At 36.6% G+C, this 16,679-nt stretch carries 17 protein-coding genes; 6 read left to right on the forward strand and 11 right to left on the reverse strand.

All coding sequences use genetic code 11. The features are described from left to right. Positions 1–197 precede the first annotated feature (197 nt). From V7M80_RS08635 to V7M80_RS08655, 5 genes are all read left to right on the forward strand, one after another. The gene (locus V7M80_RS08635; protein ID WP_333695482.1) at positions 198–1,568 is read left to right on the forward strand and encodes an AAA family ATPase; all 1,371 of its coding nucleotides are present in this window, start codon (positions 198–200) and stop codon (positions 1,566–1,568) included. Further along, positions 1,565–2,035, forward strand: a complete 471-nt coding sequence (locus V7M80_RS08640) for a hypothetical protein (RefSeq protein ID WP_333695483.1) — start codon at positions 1,565–1,567, stop codon at positions 2,033–2,035. The genes V7M80_RS08635 and V7M80_RS08640 overlap by 4 nt, the downstream gene beginning before the upstream one ends. A 169-nt stretch (positions 2,036–2,204) precedes the next feature. Next, on the forward strand, positions 2,205–3,161 hold the full coding sequence (locus V7M80_RS08645; protein WP_333695484.1) for a DUF4062 domain-containing protein: 957 nt from the start codon (positions 2,205–2,207) through the stop codon (positions 3,159–3,161). Between the two features lie 221 nt (positions 3,162–3,382). Beyond that, positions 3,383–4,174 (forward strand): hypothetical protein, encoded by a 792-nt coding sequence (locus V7M80_RS08650; RefSeq protein WP_333695485.1) that lies wholly within the window; start codon positions 3,383–3,385, stop codon positions 4,172–4,174. 412 nt (positions 4,175–4,586) lie between these two features. Further along, a complete protein-coding gene (locus V7M80_RS08655; protein WP_333695486.1) occupies positions 4,587–5,321 on the forward strand; it encodes a hypothetical protein in 735 nt (244 codons plus the stop codon). A 227-nt stretch (positions 5,322–5,548) separates the two neighbouring features. On the opposite strand, the gene V7M80_RS08660 is transcribed toward V7M80_RS08655, so the two are convergent. The 5 genes from V7M80_RS08660 to V7M80_RS08680 form a co-directional block, all read right to left on the reverse strand. Beyond that, complete coding sequence (locus V7M80_RS08660; RefSeq protein ID WP_333695487.1) at positions 5,549–6,850, reverse strand: Ig-like domain-containing protein; 1,302 nt, start codon at positions 6,848–6,850, stop codon at positions 5,549–5,551. Positions 6,851–6,854: 4 nt separating this feature from the next. Continuing rightward, positions 6,855–7,979, reverse strand: coding sequence for a chromate efflux transporter (gene chrA, locus V7M80_RS08665; RefSeq protein WP_333695488.1), 1,125 nt, complete (start codon positions 7,977–7,979; stop codon positions 6,855–6,857). Then, a complete protein-coding gene (locus tag V7M80_RS08670; RefSeq protein ID WP_333695489.1) occupies positions 7,957–8,400 on the reverse strand; it encodes a DoxX family protein in 444 nt (147 codons plus the stop codon). Before V7M80_RS08670 ends, chrA begins: the two co-directional genes overlap by 23 nt. A 152-nt stretch (positions 8,401–8,552) precedes the next feature. Continuing rightward, positions 8,553–8,828: a hypothetical protein gene (locus V7M80_RS08675; RefSeq protein ID WP_333695490.1), complete on the reverse strand. Its 276-nt coding sequence runs from the start codon at positions 8,826–8,828 to the stop codon at positions 8,553–8,555. 34 nt (positions 8,829–8,862) lie between these two features. After that, a complete protein-coding gene (locus V7M80_RS08680) occupies positions 8,863–9,699 on the reverse strand; it encodes an alpha/beta hydrolase family protein (RefSeq protein WP_333695491.1) in 837 nt (278 codons plus the stop codon). A 357-nt stretch (positions 9,700–10,056) separates the two neighbouring features. Between V7M80_RS08680 and V7M80_RS08685 the strand changes: the two genes are divergently transcribed. Further along, on the forward strand, positions 10,057–11,061 hold the full coding sequence (locus tag V7M80_RS08685) for a glycosyltransferase family 9 protein (RefSeq protein ID WP_333695492.1): 1,005 nt from the start codon (positions 10,057–10,059) through the stop codon (positions 11,059–11,061). Between the two features lie 24 nt (positions 11,062–11,085). On the opposite strand, the gene V7M80_RS08690 is transcribed toward V7M80_RS08685, so the two are convergent. The 6 genes from V7M80_RS08690 to hisA form a co-directional block, all read right to left on the reverse strand. Then, positions 11,086–11,604: a hypothetical protein gene (locus V7M80_RS08690; protein WP_333695493.1), complete on the reverse strand. Its 519-nt coding sequence runs from the start codon at positions 11,602–11,604 to the stop codon at positions 11,086–11,088. Next, entirely contained in the window at positions 11,601–12,287 is a 687-nt protein-coding gene (locus V7M80_RS08695; RefSeq protein WP_333695494.1) for a DUF4328 domain-containing protein, read from the reverse strand. Before V7M80_RS08695 ends, V7M80_RS08690 begins: the two co-directional genes overlap by 4 nt. Positions 12,288–12,396: 109 nt before the next feature. Beyond that, on the reverse strand, positions 12,397–14,277 hold the full coding sequence (locus V7M80_RS08700) for an alpha-amylase family protein (protein ID WP_333695495.1): 1,881 nt from the start codon (positions 14,275–14,277) through the stop codon (positions 12,397–12,399). Between the two features lie 98 nt (positions 14,278–14,375). Beyond that, complete coding sequence (hisIE, locus tag V7M80_RS08705; RefSeq protein WP_333695496.1) at positions 14,376–14,972, reverse strand: bifunctional phosphoribosyl-AMP cyclohydrolase/phosphoribosyl-ATP diphosphatase HisIE; 597 nt, start codon at positions 14,970–14,972, stop codon at positions 14,376–14,378. A gap of 159 nt (positions 14,973–15,131) precedes the next feature. After that, complete coding sequence (gene hisF / locus V7M80_RS08710) at positions 15,132–15,887, reverse strand: imidazole glycerol phosphate synthase subunit HisF (RefSeq protein ID WP_333695497.1); 756 nt, start codon at positions 15,885–15,887, stop codon at positions 15,132–15,134. Between the two features lie 30 nt (positions 15,888–15,917). Continuing rightward, complete coding sequence (gene hisA / locus V7M80_RS08715; protein ID WP_333695498.1) at positions 15,918–16,649, reverse strand: 1-(5-phosphoribosyl)-5-[(5-phosphoribosylamino)methylideneamino]imidazole-4-carboxamide isomerase; 732 nt, start codon at positions 16,647–16,649, stop codon at positions 15,918–15,920. Positions 16,650–16,679: the final 30 nt, after the last annotated feature.

Consider the following 16,679-nt stretch of genomic DNA (forward strand, 5'->3'; position numbering starts at 1 on the left):
TTGCAAGATTTTTTTGGTATATTTGGGGAGTTGTGCAACAAGCACAGCGGTTTCGCGCAATTGTTGGTTTTTGCTTTTAGGCATTCACGAAAAACGTTTATCTTTAACAGAAAATAATTCGTTCGCTGGCTTCACAACTGACGCGAAGCCGCGGCACGTTAACAGTAATTTTAAGAAGACTAATAATAATTAAAAGAATGGACAAGCACCATAATTACACCGAAGTTAGATGGAAAAACTTCAAAGGCTTTAAAGATACTGGTTGGATTAAGATTAAACCAATCACAATCGTTCTTGGCTCAAACAATTCTGGAAAGACAAATTTTCTTGCTCCCTTTTTGTTAATGAATCAAACTATAAACTCACGAGATAGATTATCCCCTCTTATTTTAAAAGGAGACCTATATGATGCTGGTAATTATCAAGAGATTGTTCGCGAATACGTGACTGAGAATGACATATACTTTGGATTTAAGTATCATGTTCATGAAACAGATGAGAAGATTGAGGCTATTGGAAATTATCCTCCTGGTGGATTTGATGTAACATTTCATGTTGAAAGTAAAGAGTCAGAAATTAAACTAAAAGCATTAACTGTATATGATTTGTTTGGAAGGAAATTTCTAACCTTATCGAGAGCGAAATATGGTAAAACCAACTTCACTGGAATAGGAAAAGATTCAATGTCTGAGGCGGAAAAGAATGCCATTTCAAATAGCGAACCAATCAATTTTTTATTTTCTACAAATTCTATATTATCTGATCTTGATGATAATGATGAAGATGAAGAAAGAGAGAAAATTAAAAGAAAGGTAAGCCGATTTACTAAGGGTTTTTCACAATTTCTTTCCGCTCTTTCTTACAATAATTCAAGTGTGCATAGATATTTAGGACAATTAAGTTTCTTAGGTCCAATCAGAGACAATCCTCATCGTATTTATGAAATTACGAACGAAACATACAATACTGTGGGAAGTAAGGGAGAGAATATGCCAAACCTCATTAAAAAAATTGGGAACAACAATGAGGAAATAAACAGTTGGGTAAAGAGATTCGGATTTGGGGATGAAGTTTATTTACAAAAACTGTACAGCAATGCATACTCTTTGAGGTTTAGAAAAACTGATTCTGAATATTATACAAGTATTTCGAATGCAGGTTTCGGTGCTTCACAAATTCTTCCATTAATAGTTCAAGCGGTGGTTTCCCCGAAACGAAGTATTACGATAGCCGAACAACCAGAAATTCACCTAAATCCAAGAATACAATGTGAATTAGCGGATTTATTCGTTGAAATGGCAAATAAGAAACAAAGTGTAATTGTCGAAACTCATTCCGAACACCTCTTATTAAGATTAAGAAGACTTGTTGCCGAAGAAAAAGTAAAATCAGAAGATGTAGCAATTTATTTTGTCGAGGGTGATGGTCTAAATTCTAAAATCAGGGAAATAACTCTCCAAGAAAATGGACATATAAAGCCAATAGATTGGCCAAAAGATTTCTTTGGAGAATCACTAAAAGAGGCGATGGCAATGGCATCTGAACAAGCAAAACGCAAGAAAAAATGAATGATATTGTAATTGATACTTGTACTCTTGTTCATGCTGACAATCCTGAGTCGGATTATTTTGAGCATTCGGTTGACTTCATAAATAGAATGACAGCAAATACAATTCTTTGCACAGTTGATGAAGGATTTGATATGAACGACCCAGTTCATTCAAGTTATATAGCCTTAGAATACATTAAACACTTAAAACCAACATCTTTGGGATATTATTTAATGATTCATATTGCACAGAACTCTCGATTCAATTTTGTCTCAATCAAAGTTCCTCAGAAAGAAAAGAAGGTCGTTGAACAGAAAATTAGAAACAAAAAGGACCGACATTTTTTACGGGTCGCAATAAATTCCAATGACAAAATATTGGCTTCTCACGACTTTACTGACTACCAAAAGAGTAAAAGAAAATATTTTAAAAAAGAAATGGGGATAGAAATAGTAACTGCGGAAGAAGTAAATCCAAGAATATAAAACTACCGCTAACAAGGTATTGCCAAAAGCGGGGCTAAAGTGCTTCGATTGAGCATTTGTGTAAGGTTTAACGGTAGTAATTCTATTGAACTTTTGTGCTATAATCCCCGCCTTCGGTAAGTCCAAAACCGTAGGCAGAAATAGTAAGAAACCGCATAAAAAATCACATATGGCTAAACCTAGAATATTTGTAAGTTCAACTTATTATGATTTAAGACACATAAGAAGTGATATAGAAAGATTCATTAAAGAACAAGGCTATGAACCTGTTTTAAATGAACAAGGAAATATTCCTTATGGAAAAGACGATAAGCTTGAAGATTATTGTTATAAAGAAATTAATAATGTTGATATATTGGTTTCGATTATTGGTGGTAGATATGGTTCTGAGAGCAAGAACGAAAATAATTCTGTTTCTCAAATGGAATTAAAAACTGCATATGAATTAAATAAACAAGTATATATTTTTATTGAAAAAAGTGTTTACAATGAATATCATTTTTATCTAAACAACAAAGAAAATGATACCACAAAGTATACTTATGCCGATAATGTGAAGATTCATCAATTCATCGAATTTGTGGAATCATTACCAAATAACAATACAATTCACGGATTTGAAACATCATCCGATATTAGTTCATTCTTAAAAGAACAATGGGCTGGTCTTTTTCAAAGATTTCTACAAGACCAAACCAGAAATAAAGAAATAAACATAATTAGAGGTATTGAAAACACTGCAAAAACTCTAAATCAATTAGTAACTTTCTTAACAGAAGAAAAAAGAGGTTCTGAAAATGCTATCAATGAAATACTATTAAGTAATCATCCTGCTATGGAACAAATAAAAGAAATGTTGAAAATTCCTTATAGAGTATTTTTCATAAACAAAGAGGAATTTTTAGATTTGTTAAAAGCACGTGGCTATAGAGAATCAAATACAAATTTACCATTTGATGATATTCAGGTTTGGGTAATGGAGAAAGGTGATACTAGATATGAATTGAGTTATAATGATGAAATATTTAATAGTGATAATAAATTAAAAGTTTATACCAAAGAGGAATGGAATCCAAACTTCATAAGACTTAATTTATCTCCAGTTGTTGATGATTTACCATTCTAAACACTACTTCTGCCAATAGCGGTTTCACTCTATTGCTGGTTTTTCTTGAATTGAACTTCTTTCAATAAGAAAATATTTTATCTTAGCAGACAGTACGCAGTTTACTTGAATACCTATTTAAAAATGTTAGCGAGTTTAAGGGTTTTGGCTTTTGGCTTGCTATTTCTATGTATTTAATCGTTTTAATTAGTTACCTGTAAGAATTCACCAAATTTTACTAAATGAAACATAGAATTTATTTTACGCTACTTCTTTTTACATCTATAGCTTTTTCGCAAAAAGGAATAGATTTTATTAAAGCCTTTGGGCAAAATTCTCCAACCCTTGGACAAGATTTTGTTTTTGGTTGTACATTAGACGTTAAAGAAATTTTAGATAATAACGAATCGCTATTATTATATGGCTATTTTAATTGTAATAAAGAAAATATTGGAATATATAAAGTTTACTGGCATGGTCAAGCATATATGATTGAAGAAAAGAAAGTTAAAATTAAACCCGAAGATGAGTCATTTCTTAAATCTATGGATAGTATTCAACAGAAGGAAATGGAATTGAAAATTAAGGAAACAGCTAAAAAAGAACTTGAAGAAGTAAATGCTAAAATTGATGCTCTAGTCTCAAAGTTTAAGGCTAAAGGAAAATTAAATGGAATATTATTCAAAAAATCTAATGCATTTGACCAAAGTGAATATACAAAAGGAACTGGTTACTCAACTACTTTTATTAATACAAGTACAAAAACCATAAAATATATTTGGTTTACTGTCAAAAGTATCAATCCTGTTGGAGATTTAGTAAGTACTAAAACTCTAAAAGGTGTTGGGCCAATAAAACCAAATAATGAAGGTGAATATATTTTTGATTACGTATGGTTTTCTGACCTTGTAGAAACAACTAAATTATTAACTGTAAAAATTCAATACATGGATGGTAGTATTAAAACCATTCAAAACGGAAATGAATTAATTGTTGGTGAATCATTGTATGAGTTCATGTTTAAAAAAGAATAACTTCGGCCAGTTACATTTTTATCTGTTGCCCCTCCCCTTTATAAACAAAATTTTTAACTCATTATAAAACGACCCCGTTTGGAATTTCTGAACGGGGTTTTTGTTTTTTTTGGTAGTTAGTGTCGGTTGGGGGTTGTTGGTTGATGGTTGATAGTTGGTGGTTGATGGTTGATGGTTGATGGTTGGTGGTTGTTGGTTGACGGTTGTTGTTTTGTAGATTCTTTTGGTGTTTTTTTTGTGACTTTTTCTCTTTTTATTGTAAAACTCTTTCTACAAGCCTCAGGAATAAGTTCTACAACTTATTTAAAATACTTTTCTTAGTTTTAACTTGTTTGGAAGCGGTCTTGGAGCGAGAGCTTTTGGGGATTTGTTTTTGACTATTTATTGTATCATCCACTTAAAATTATTTGTTATGGCTACGTATTTTGAAACCGGTCACGCTAAGAATGTTGACAATTTTCATTTATTGATTCAGTTTGTTATGGGATTTGGGGCGGCTTACAATCCGCATAATCCTTCGTTGCAGGTTGCCCAGTTGCAGCAATTGGAGGTTGAGGCGAGGGAGCGTTTGCTTCACGTAGTGCAAACGAACACGGAGTATAATGGTGCGGTGAACCGCCGGTATTACTTGTTTAAGGAGTTGCGGTCTCTGGTAACGCGAGGCAATAATGTACTGCAAACGACGGGAGCGGATGCTCAGACGCTACAGGATGCGAAGTATTTTGTGCGTAAGGTTCATGGGCGACGGGCTCAGATGATTCAGGCTCCTCTAGATATCAACACGCCAGCTCCTAACACGATATCGACGAGTCAGCAATCGTACACGCAGTTGGTTCAGCATGTTATTGGGTTTAAGGCGGTATTGGAATCGGTTCCGGATTATGTTGCCAATGTTGCGGATTTGGAACTTGCTGCCTGGGATGTGAAGATTCAGAATTTGAGTTTGAGTAATACGGATGTGGCGGTGCGGTATGTGGCGGTGAGTAATGCCCGATTGTCCCGCAATGCGAAGTTGTATGCGGATGAGGATGGTTTGGTTTCGGTAGCTCTGGAAGTGAAGAAGTATGTTAAAGGCATTTTTGGGAGTAAGAGTCCTCAGTATCTTCAGGTGAGTGGGATTAAGTTTCGGAAAGTGCGGCGAGCGTGAATCAGGTTTGCTTCGCCAGTCGCCTTTTAGGCTTGTGTCAGGTTTCAGGTTTCAGGTTTCAGGTTTCAGGCTCGTGTTAGGTTTTGGGTTTTTAGTTCTTTTATTTTTGGATTGTTGGATTCTTTGATTTTTTGATTTCTTTTTTCTTTTCTCTTTTCTCTTTTCTCTTTTCTCTTTTCTCTTTTTTCTTTTTTCTTTTTTGATTATTGGAACGCTCGTTTTTGGGTTTAAGGTTTGCTTTTAGTTTTAAATCGAATGGTATAGGGAGCTAGCGGGTTGCCGCCGTCTTCATTGACAAAGTTAAGCAGGGTCAGTCCATAGGTTGTATTGGGTTTTAAATCCTGGAGCTCTATGGTAAAAAGGGTGTTGTTTTTGGACCAGCCTTTGAAGCTTTTGATGGGGAGTTGCTGCACTCCGGCAGTGGTATCTGTATCTAAATTTCGGCAACATTGGCTCATGGGTTCTGAGAATTCTATGGTTAGGGTTTTTAGTTTGGGAGACACTTTTGGGCTTCCGTTTTTAAATTCCATAATCCTTTTGATGGTGGGTCTTAGGGATTCGTACTTATCTCCTATTTCTTTTACGGTTAAAGGAAGAAAACCCGTGCTATCTACCCATTGGTCGAATTGAACCGGGTTGTTGTAATCTAACTCTATTAACCCTTGAATGGCTTTTTTCTTATCGTCGGCTTTGTTGTAATAGCGTTCGCTCATTTCGTATCCGATGTAATAGGCCAAGTCACGTTGCTGTAAACTGTTGTGGTTTTCATTCCAGAGCCAATTCCACACGTCGTCGTCTCTGAAGATTTCTATCATGTATTTATTCAATACTTTGGCTGGGTTTTGTTTGCCAAAAAAGACCGGTTTTGAGACGGGTGTTTGCGAAACAAGAGTAGCTATGAACTCGGCTACTCCCTCTGCTACACTCAAGTGAATGATGCTTTTGTTTTCCCAAGGTTTTTGCTGCGTGTGTACCCACTCGTGTAAAACGGTTACAGGCAAATTGAAAGGCAGATTTTGGGATATACCGGCTTGTATATTTGGAGGAAATTCGTCTAAAGGTGTAGTTGCGTCGACTAAAAAAAACTCGGCTCCCAACAGTATTTTGTTTTCCCGATAGGTTCCGGCACTTCTGAATACCCCAACCGGAAAATAAACGGTGCTCGGTTTGAGTTGCGGGTAATATTCTTTGAGACGAGCAATATAGTTTTCCAATTGCAGCTTACTTTTGTCTACCTCTTGAACTTTATTTCTGAGGGCGTTCCAAAATTTAGGATAGCTTAACATGGCTTCTACAAATTCGTAATCTTTGTAATTTCGGGCTTCCTTCATTGCTTTGAGTCCGTCTGAGCCTTTGTTAAGATAAAGAGCATTGACTAGCTGTATTCTTTTGAGGCTATCTGTAGTTTGTAGAACCTGATCGTAGGCTTCATAAAAATGCGAGATATCGTTTGTTACAAAAGGTATGGTTGCCTCTTGAGCCCAAGCGAAGCTACTGAATAGCATTATAAATCCCAGCTTTTTTTTCATTGATTTAAAGTATTGAAAGTGCATATCCTAACAGGGAGCCTCCCAATACCAGAAAAGCACTGTTTATTTTGGGGTGTCGAAAAGCGACATACAAGCTGATTAAGGCAATGGTAACAGTTTTCCAATCGGTAAGCGTTTCTTGACCCATTTGGATGCAAACCGCTACAATTATAGCTACAGAAGCCCCATTGACCGCGTCTAAAAAAGCAGCGAGGTTTTTGGAATTTCGCATTTTTTTGACCAGCGGACTCAACAAAGCTACAAACACAAAAGACGGAATGAATATGGCAAATGTAGCTATTACAGCTCCTTGAAATCCTTCTATTTGGTAACCGATAAAAGTAACAGATGAAAAAACGGGTCCGGGCGTGAATTGTCCTACGGCTATAGCATCGAGAAGTTCTTGTCTGGTGAGTAATCCGGTAGCGACCAATTCGGTATCGAGAAATGCAAAAAGTACATACCCACTCCCGTAGAGAATGGAGCCAACTTTTAGAAATATCCAAAACAGGTGTGCCTGGCCGGAAGTGATTCCGATAGTTGTAAGCCAAGGAACGATTCCCAGCGGTAGAACGGAATGGAGTTCTTGTTTTGATTTGAAATAGTGGAAAATCATAGCTCCAAATCCGGCTGTAAACAGGAGTAGAATTTCACTGATATTGAGCAAAGCCCCTATGGCTACCAGTACCCCCATAGCCCAGAGTGTTGCATTTTTGAAGGATTTTTGAGCTAACGGTTTTATAGCCCCCAGAATAATAGCAATTATTGCCGGTTTTATTCCGTAGATGAACGGTTGCATTTGTGGTAACTGGCCGTATTGTTTGTAAAGCCAAGCGAGACACCCCGTAATAGCTACCGCGGGCAAAATGAAACCCAATCCGGCAACGAGAAGTCCTTTCCAACCTTTTTTTTCGTAGCCAATATGTATGGCCATTTCGGTACTATTGGGTCCCGGAATAAGGTTGGTAGCTCCTACTAAATCGAGAAAATGTTGTTGAGTAAGCCATTTTTTTTGAGTTACCACTTCTTTTTGCATCATGGCGATGTGAGCTGCGGGACCTCCAAAGCCAATGCAACCCAGTTTGCAAAAAACTTGAGCAATTTCTTTAAGACTGGCTTTGTTTTCCATATTTAATCAATAAACTATCTAAGGCAAATGCCCCCGAACCTTTGATTAGTAGAAAAAGGCTTCCTAACAGCATCGCCCAATCGGTTCGACTACCGTGGAGGGTTTCCCAAAATCCTTTTTCTAAATATATATCGGTCTTTGTAGAAGCTATTGCCACGCCCATAATGATTATGAGCGGTATAGCTGCTAAACGGGTTATAAAACCTAAAAGGATGAAGAGTCCACAAATGATTTCGAAAGCTCCCACCAAATTTCCAAAAAACTCCGGAAAAGGCAATCCAATGGTTTCAAAACGTCCGGCACCTCTTAACTCGGGGAATAAAAATTTTTGGATACCTTCTGAAAGAAAGACAGCACCAACTACAAAACGTATTATGATTGTTGTTTTATCTAAATCGGAATGTAATATTTTGTATTCCATGGTATTCAGTTACTCTTTTTTGTTTTATAAGTCGTAGGCTACAATTGCAGTTAAGATGACTCTAACTAAGTAAAAGCAGAAACAGGCTCTGTGGTAAATATACTACTTATTTATTGGGGGATAAAAAGGAAACTGAACTTTAACACCTCCTATTAAAAAAAGGATATAACGGTAAGAACTGTACAAATGGTTAAAGCCAAGACACTTATTAGAAAGATTCCATTTGATTTTTGGTTTACTAGTAGCTTGCCACTTAAACCCAGAAAGACAAATTGAGCCAAGAGAAAAGGAATGGTAAGTAGCTCACGGAAAACCCCAATTAATAGGGCATCTATCTTGAAATGATTGAGTAAAAAAAGGGAGCCGAAATAGGCTACTATTGCGAAATTGGCCCATGTTATGGTATAAAGAGAAGCGATTTTATTCATTTACGGCGGTATTTAATTTTTTGATTATTGGTATTTATCGTGAGTTGATAAAATTGTTAAAAGCTTGTTTGCCTGTAGTACTCGAAAATAAAGCCCCATGCCCTTGCCCTTCGATTTCTACAAAAAGGCGTTCTTGACAATTGGTACATTGGTTCACTTGCTGTTTGAAAACCGGCCAAGAATACATTTGTATGGGACTGTCGTTTAACCCTTGAATAAATAGAATATCCGATTGAAAGGCTTGGGTAAAATTTAAAAGTGATCTTTGAAAATAAGCATCGGGATTTTGGATTGTATTTCCGTATTGTGATTGGAGTTGGCTGCACGTTATTCCGGAAGCTATTTGTCCGTTTTCTTCTAAGCTGCATCGGTAGTTTAGATTTAATGGTCCGGGAGCATTGGCTATAACTCCATGGGTGGAGTGCATGGTGTTGAGACGCGTAACGAGGTAACCGCCTTGCGAATGACCTGCCATAAAAATTTTGTTGACTGTAATTCCTAGTTCTTGTGAAGCTCGATTTTTAACCCAGAGTAAAGCCGCTTCGGCATGAAGTATATTGTCGCCAAACAATAGATTTTCTTCCGGATAGGCCACGCTAATAATCATCATATCTTTTCGATTGAGGGTGTTTTTGAAGTTGGTGAGTGTGTTATGAGCCGCTTGGAGAATTTGGTTATCAAACATCACGGTTCCGTGGTATACCAAAAGTACATCGGCAGCAGTTTGATTGGGTTTTTCTATAACCAAATCAACGGTTACACCGTTGTATGTAATGTTTCGTACTTCTCGTACTGCTGTATTGGAACTTTGGGGATTTTCGTCACTTTGACACGAAACGAGTATTCCTAAAATTAAGACGAAGTATTTCATAAGGTTGCTTTAATTTACCTAGGACATCAAAATTCAAAATTTGTTTAATTTGGTACTTGAAAAACAGTTCCCTAAGTTTAAAATTCTGATTTTTCTTATGATTTTAAAACTAAAAAACACGTGAATGAATTTAAAAAATTCTTGTTAATCTTAGGTTTATGCCAGTCATGCTATTTTTTTTAAGACCATCTTAATTTTTGTTTGTATTTAATACAGGTAAATTTATGTAATTTTAATTCAAATTTAGGTAGGGTAAGAATCATTTTACTTGTTTTTTATGAAAAAAAATTTATGTCGTTTCTATCTGTAGTTAATATTTACCGCAGAAAATGTACCCGGACATTGACTTTATTTTTGATGAAGTCTCAAGAACGTCCTTTACCTCAAAAAGAGGTTTTGCATGTTCTTGTAGTGCGGCCTAATCATCGATTGGGTAATCAACTTTTACTAACTCCTCTACTTCAAGAATTGGAACACGTGTTTCCCAACTGTGAGATTACATTGTTAACTCGGGGTAGCTTGTCTCGAATTCTTTTTTCCGGATTTCCGAACGTAAAACATTTTATACAGTTACCCAAAAAACCGTTTGATGCTCTTTTTTTGTATTTAAAAACTTGGATTAAGTTGTACCGAAAGCCGTATGATTTGGTTGTAAATGTTGATGGAAATTCATCGTCCGGCCGAATTGCCACTCGAATAGTTAAAGCACCTGTGAAGTTGTATGGTGAAAATCAAACCGATACCCCTTTGCCAGAAGCTCAACTTCCATTGCATTTGGGTCAAAGACCGGTAGCCCTTTTAAGAGCCTATATGGAACGTATTGGCTTCAAGGCTGAAGTTCGGGCTATACCCCATCTGCATTTGCCTTTGAGCCTATCTCAACAAAATCAAGGGTTTGCTACCCTGCAAAATTTGGTTTCCCATCCTTCTCAAACCCTAGTATTATTTACTTATGCAACCGGCAGAAAGCTATTGCCCAAGTCTTGGTGGCAAGAACTGTATGCAGAAATTAAAGCCGCATTTCCGCATTATTCCATTTTGGAATTGTTGCCTAATGAAAAGGTCTCGCAACTTGATTTTTGTTGCCCAACCTATTACTCCGATTCTGTTCACGAAATAGCAGCCCTATTACAACACACCCAATTGTTTGTGGGAACTGATAGTGGGATAATGCATTTGGCATCGGCTTCCGGGGTTCCAACGCTTGGATTATTTTCTGTGAGCTCTACTGCTAAGTATGCTCCGTATGGAAAAAATCAAAAAGGTATAAATATTTTAACAACCACTCCCGTCGAGATTGTTGGTGAAATGCAACAGGTACTTGTTCATTCGAAATGCAAAAAAATGGAACAATTGGGATAGATACTAAGATCTATTTAAATCCTATTACAAGCGGTCTTTAGCTTTAAAATAAAACTTTAAATCGTCTTTGCTTCTATTAGCCTCGAGTTTAAAACCTAAAAAATAAAGCAGACTTCCAAAAGCGAGCATTAGTAAAGGGAATATTAGGCCTATGTATTGGGTATGCCCGTCTTGTTCAATAGTAAAAAAGGCAAACCCTGCTCCAAGCATAGCTATAGTGACACCCAAAAACCATAGGGTCATAAAAATTTGTACTCCAATATTGGGTTGGATTGTCATTTTGATTAAGCTACCTTGGTTGTGTGGATAAATTTCGCCTTTAATGGTAGGCAAAAATGAATTTTGATAATTTATAATCCGTTGTATTGTAAATCTTTCGGGTTCTATTGTTCCTCTGTACTTAAAGGATGAATCAACGAGATTACTTTTAAAAAAGTTGGGCGATTCTGAGGTAACGATACTGTACAGAATTTGGATTATCTCTTCTTTATCAAGAGGAGATTGCCAAGTTAATTCTTCTTTGAAAATGGATTTTAATTTCATACTGCTTCTGATACCGGTGACGTTTCTTCCTCGTCTTTTAACTGGATTAAAAACGACTCGGCGTTGGCATACGTTTTAATTACTTTTATAGTTATTAGAGCTAAAATAATCCCCAAAACATCTGAACCCATATCTAAAGCTGTAAAATTTAGGAATTGATCAATATCGGTAGCCGAATTGGACATTCTGAAAACGATATTGGCCAAAAGATTACTTACCAGCCATAAAAACCACCAAATACCCACAAAAGTTGTATCAAGTTTTACCTTTCTTTTGAATCCTCTTTTAGCTAGTAATTCGGCTGTTTCATTGTATAGTTCTGCCATGATTTGGTAGGGACGATACAAATTTATAAAGGGAACAAACCAACTTCCGGCAGCCCAACCTTCGGTGTGTGTGAGATGGTTTATTTTTTGATGTAAATTGAAATAGGCTCTACGGAACCACATGATAAAAGTTACGGCAGAAGTTATGTAAAGCATAAGAAAAACAATAGCTAAAAACTGTTCTCTTAAATCGTTTGTTTCTAATACCTCTTGAGAATAAACGGTTCCTGATTTCATGTCTTGCAACAAACCGTATTGCCAGTAAGAAGAGATGAGCATCATGATATAAACAACACCTACCATGGCTATGAGAAGTTGAGCTGTTTTGGCTCTTTGGTGATTGGGTTTCAGTTGCATTTTTTGTAAGTTTAATTTTTCAAATATATAAAAAGGTTTGGATTTGAGATTGATTTTATTTTTTTTTTGTAAAAAAACCCGATGTTATCATCGGGTTTGTTTTTTTGAATTATTGAATATTGAAAATAAAGCTTTCGCCGGGTTTGAGTTTTACCTTAAACTTCCCTACTCCATTTTTAATGGTGAGGGGCGTACTTACTTTCTCATACAGCTGGTCTTTGAGTGTTAAAGTTCCATCTTTGAGATTCATTTTTTTCACCACACCTGCCGGAAGTATAACCGGACAATCAACGGTTGTATTCTGATTGAAATTGGTAACTATTATCAATTTATCGTTTTCATTCCAACGCACATAAGCATATAGACCAAAATCATACCCCAAACCGGCTTCTAAATTGGCATCGTGAATTTGTTCGAAATCGCCCATTAGGGCTTTACTTTTTAGTGTAAAATTGAGCAAACGTTTGTAGAAATCGCGTAAATCTTTTTCGTCATTAGATAACTGACCTCCATCAAATTTTCCGTTGTTCATCCAACGTTGGTGATGCGGCACTCCCACGTAATCAAAGATTGAAGTTCGAGATTGTTTTCCGAAACCGGCATCAAGAGCTCCGGGCTCTCCTACTTCTTGACCAAAATAAATCATCGTTGGCGATGAACTAATGGTAGCCGAAACCACCATTAAAGGCATTCCTTTTTTGGGATCGCCGGCAAATTGCGGACTCGCCAAACGTTGTTCGTCATGATTATCTAAAAAGTGAAGCATGTGGTGTTCAATATCTTTTAAATCTTCTTGAATACCCGAAATATGCTTAGGTAAACCTCGTCCTTGCACAATATTTTTGAGTGTATCATACATTTGCACTTTATCATACAAATAATCCATTTTGCCTAAGTGAATGTAATTTCTGTATTCGGCAGGATTGTACACTTCGGCCAATAAAAAAGCATTGGGATTCTTCATTTTGATGGAAGAATTCATATAACTCCAAAATTCTACGGGAACCATTTCGGCCATATCATAACGGAAACCATCAACGCCTTTATCTATCCAATAATGGGTGATGTCTTTAAATTTTTTCCAGGAATCCGGCACGTCTTTTCCTTTCCAAAATGCGGCATGAGCTTTGTAATCTTTTTTGTCGTACCCTTCCGGTAAGGTTGGAAAATCTTTGGTTCCGTCTGGTTTTACTCCGTAATTGATTTTCACGGTTTCGTACCAATCATTGATATCCGGTTTGGCTAAACGCGACCCGTTTCCGGTCCATTTTGCCGGAACTTCTTCAAATTTACCATCGGCTAATGGATTTTTCTCACCACCAAGCGGTTTGTAATTGGCATCGGTGGGTACTTCAAACTTCGAATTGGGAATGTAATAGAAATTATTATTGCGTTTGTATTCTACGGTTTTATCATCATCAGCTCCAAAATCTTTTACACCTTTGGGATTGGTTTTCCCTTCGTAACGGCGAGCGATGTGATTGGGCACGATATCAATAACAACTTTGAGTCCGTTTTTGTGGGTTCGTTCAATCAAGGCTTCAAATTCTTCTAATCGTTTAGCGGGATTGACAGCCAAATCGGGATTTACATTGTAGTAATCTTTTACGGCATAAGGCGAACCGGCACGACCTTTTACCACATCCGGGTCGTCATTTGAAATTCCGTATGAAGTATAATCCCCTACTAAAGCGTGATGCGGAACACCGGTGTACCAAATGTGAGTTACCCCTAAATCTTTAATTTCCTGAAGAGCTTTATCTGTGAAATCATTAAACTTTCCTACTCCGTTTTCCTCTTTGGTTCCCCAAGGTTTGTTTGTGGTATTGGTATTTCCGAATAAACGTGTAAAAACTTGATAAACAACAATTTTATGTTCTGAATTGGATTCAGAAACGGTCTCCGTTTGGGCTTTCATATTTTTTTGTTCGCAGGATAAAGTTGAAAATAAAACGATGGAGCTTAGAGCTACTGCAGATTTTTTAAGCATATTTTTTACTTTTTAAAGGTCTAAATATACGAAAATTAGTGAATCGTGAATAGTAATTAGTGAATAGTAAGGAACGATCTAAAAGCTATTAAGAGTAATTAGGCTCTTTCTTTTAGAATTTTTACGACATCATTCAATTCAAAACCTTTTGCGTTCAATAAAATTAGATAATGAAATAATAAATCGGCACATTCGGATAAGAACAAATCGTTGTTGTTGTCTTTGGCTTCTATGACCACTTCCACGGCTTCTTCACCTACTTTTTGTGCTATTTTGTTGATGCCTTTTGCAAATAATGAAGCTACATAACTCTTTTCAGCATCGGCATTTTCTTTGCGTCTAGCAATCGTGTTTTCCAATTTTGACAAAAACCCAAATTCTTGATTGTTAGCTTCTTGCCAACACGTATCTGTACCTGTGTGGCAAGTTGGACCAGCCGGTTTTACTTTCACTAATAGCGTATCGTTATCGCAATCTTCTTTAATGGAAATCAATTCTAAGAAGTTGCCACTCTCCTCGCCTTTGGTCCATAATCTATTTTTGGTGCGACTGAAGAAAGTTACTTTTTGGGTAGCCAAGGTTTGATCTAAAGCTTCTTGATTCATGTAGCCTAACATTAAAACATTTTTGGTTTCGTTGTCTTGAATGATGGCTGGGATTAGGTTATCTGGGGTTTTGTTGAAGTTTACTTTCATATTTAGTTATTTTTTAACCACATAGAAACATAGGTTTAATCATTAAAATGGTTAGTCGTTGCACTTTTCATAGTTTTCATAGCTATGTCTAAATACAATGCTATGATTGACTTACAAAACGATTTTCTATGTTTCTATATGGTTTAATCTTTATTCTTATTATAATCTTATCGAGATATTTTGATTTTTTAAAAACTGTTTTAATTCTGGAATTTCGATTTCTTGGTAGTGGAAAACACTAGCTGCTAAAGCAGCATCGGCTTTTCCGTTGATAAATGTTTCTGCAAAATGTTCCCTTGTTCCGGCACCTCCGGAAGCTATGATGGGAATGTTCACAATTTCGGATAATTTGGCCAAGGCTTCATTGGCAAAACCGTTTTTAGTCCCATCATTATTCATGGAAGTGAATAAAATTTCACCCGCACCACGTTGCTCAACTTCTTTTGCCCAATCGAATAAATTTAATTCCGTAAGCACTTTTCCTCCTACTAAATGTACGAGCCATTCTCCTTCAATTTGTTTGGCATCAATAGCCACAACCACACACTGACTTCCATATTTTGAGGCAATTTCATTGATTAAATCCGGATTTTTAACTGCTGAAGAATTGATTGAAATTTTATCGGCTCCATTGCGAAGCAACACATCCACATCCGCAACGGAAGAAATACCACCACCAACCGTAAACGGAATATTAATCGCAGCTGCCACTTTTCTTACTAAGTCAATTAATGTCGCACGACGTTCTTCAGTAGCTGAAATATCTAGAAAAACCAATTCGTCAGCACCCGTTTCGGCATATTTTTTTGCCAATTCTACGGGATCACCTGCATCTTTTAAATCGACAAAATTGACCCCTTTAACGGTTCGACCGTTTTTGATGTCGAGGCAGGGAATGATTCTTTTTGTTAGCATATTTTTTTTTCTCGCAAAGACGCAAAGGTGCTAAGCTTTTTGATTAATTATGTAATTTTCTAATTGTTTTAAGGTAATTCTGCCTTCATAAATGGCTTTCCCGATGATGGTGCCTTCGCAACCTAACTCGGCTAGTTTGGGTAATTCATCGAATGCTGAAATGCCTCCTGAAGCGATGAGTTTCATATCTTTGGTTTGTTCTAAAATTCTTTGGTACAATTCAAAACTTGGCCCTTCCAGCATGCCGTCTTTGGAAATATCGGTACAAATTACGTATTGAATGCCTTCTTTCTGATAATTTTGAATAAACGGAATGAGTTCTTCTTTTGATTCTTCCAACCAACCTGAAATTGCTACTTTTTCATTCAAAGCATCGGCTCCTAAAATAATTTTTTCGGCACCGTATTGTTCAATCCAATTTTTGAAAGCTTCGGGTTGTTTGATGGCTATACTTCCGCCTGTGATTTGATTGGCTCCACTTTCGAAAGCTATTTTCAAATCGGCATCCGATTTTAAACCGCCACCAAAATCTATTTTTAAATTGGTTTTCGAAGCAATTTGTTCCAATACCTTATAATTCACAATTCGGCTTGATTTGGCACCATCTAAATCTACCAAATGCAAATACTCTATTCCGTGTGCTTCAAATGATTTCGCCACTTCAAGCGGATTTTCGTTGTATATTTTCTTCGTATCGTAATCACCTTTGGAAAGTCGGACGCATTTTCCCTCGATGATATCTATGGCTGGGATTATTCTCATTTTTTTAGGTTTTGGGTAATTGGTAATGGG

The organism is Flavobacterium sp. (assembly GCF_036759525.1).
In the GTDB taxonomy this organism is placed as follows: domain Bacteria; phylum Bacteroidota; class Bacteroidia; order Flavobacteriales; family Flavobacteriaceae; genus Flavobacterium.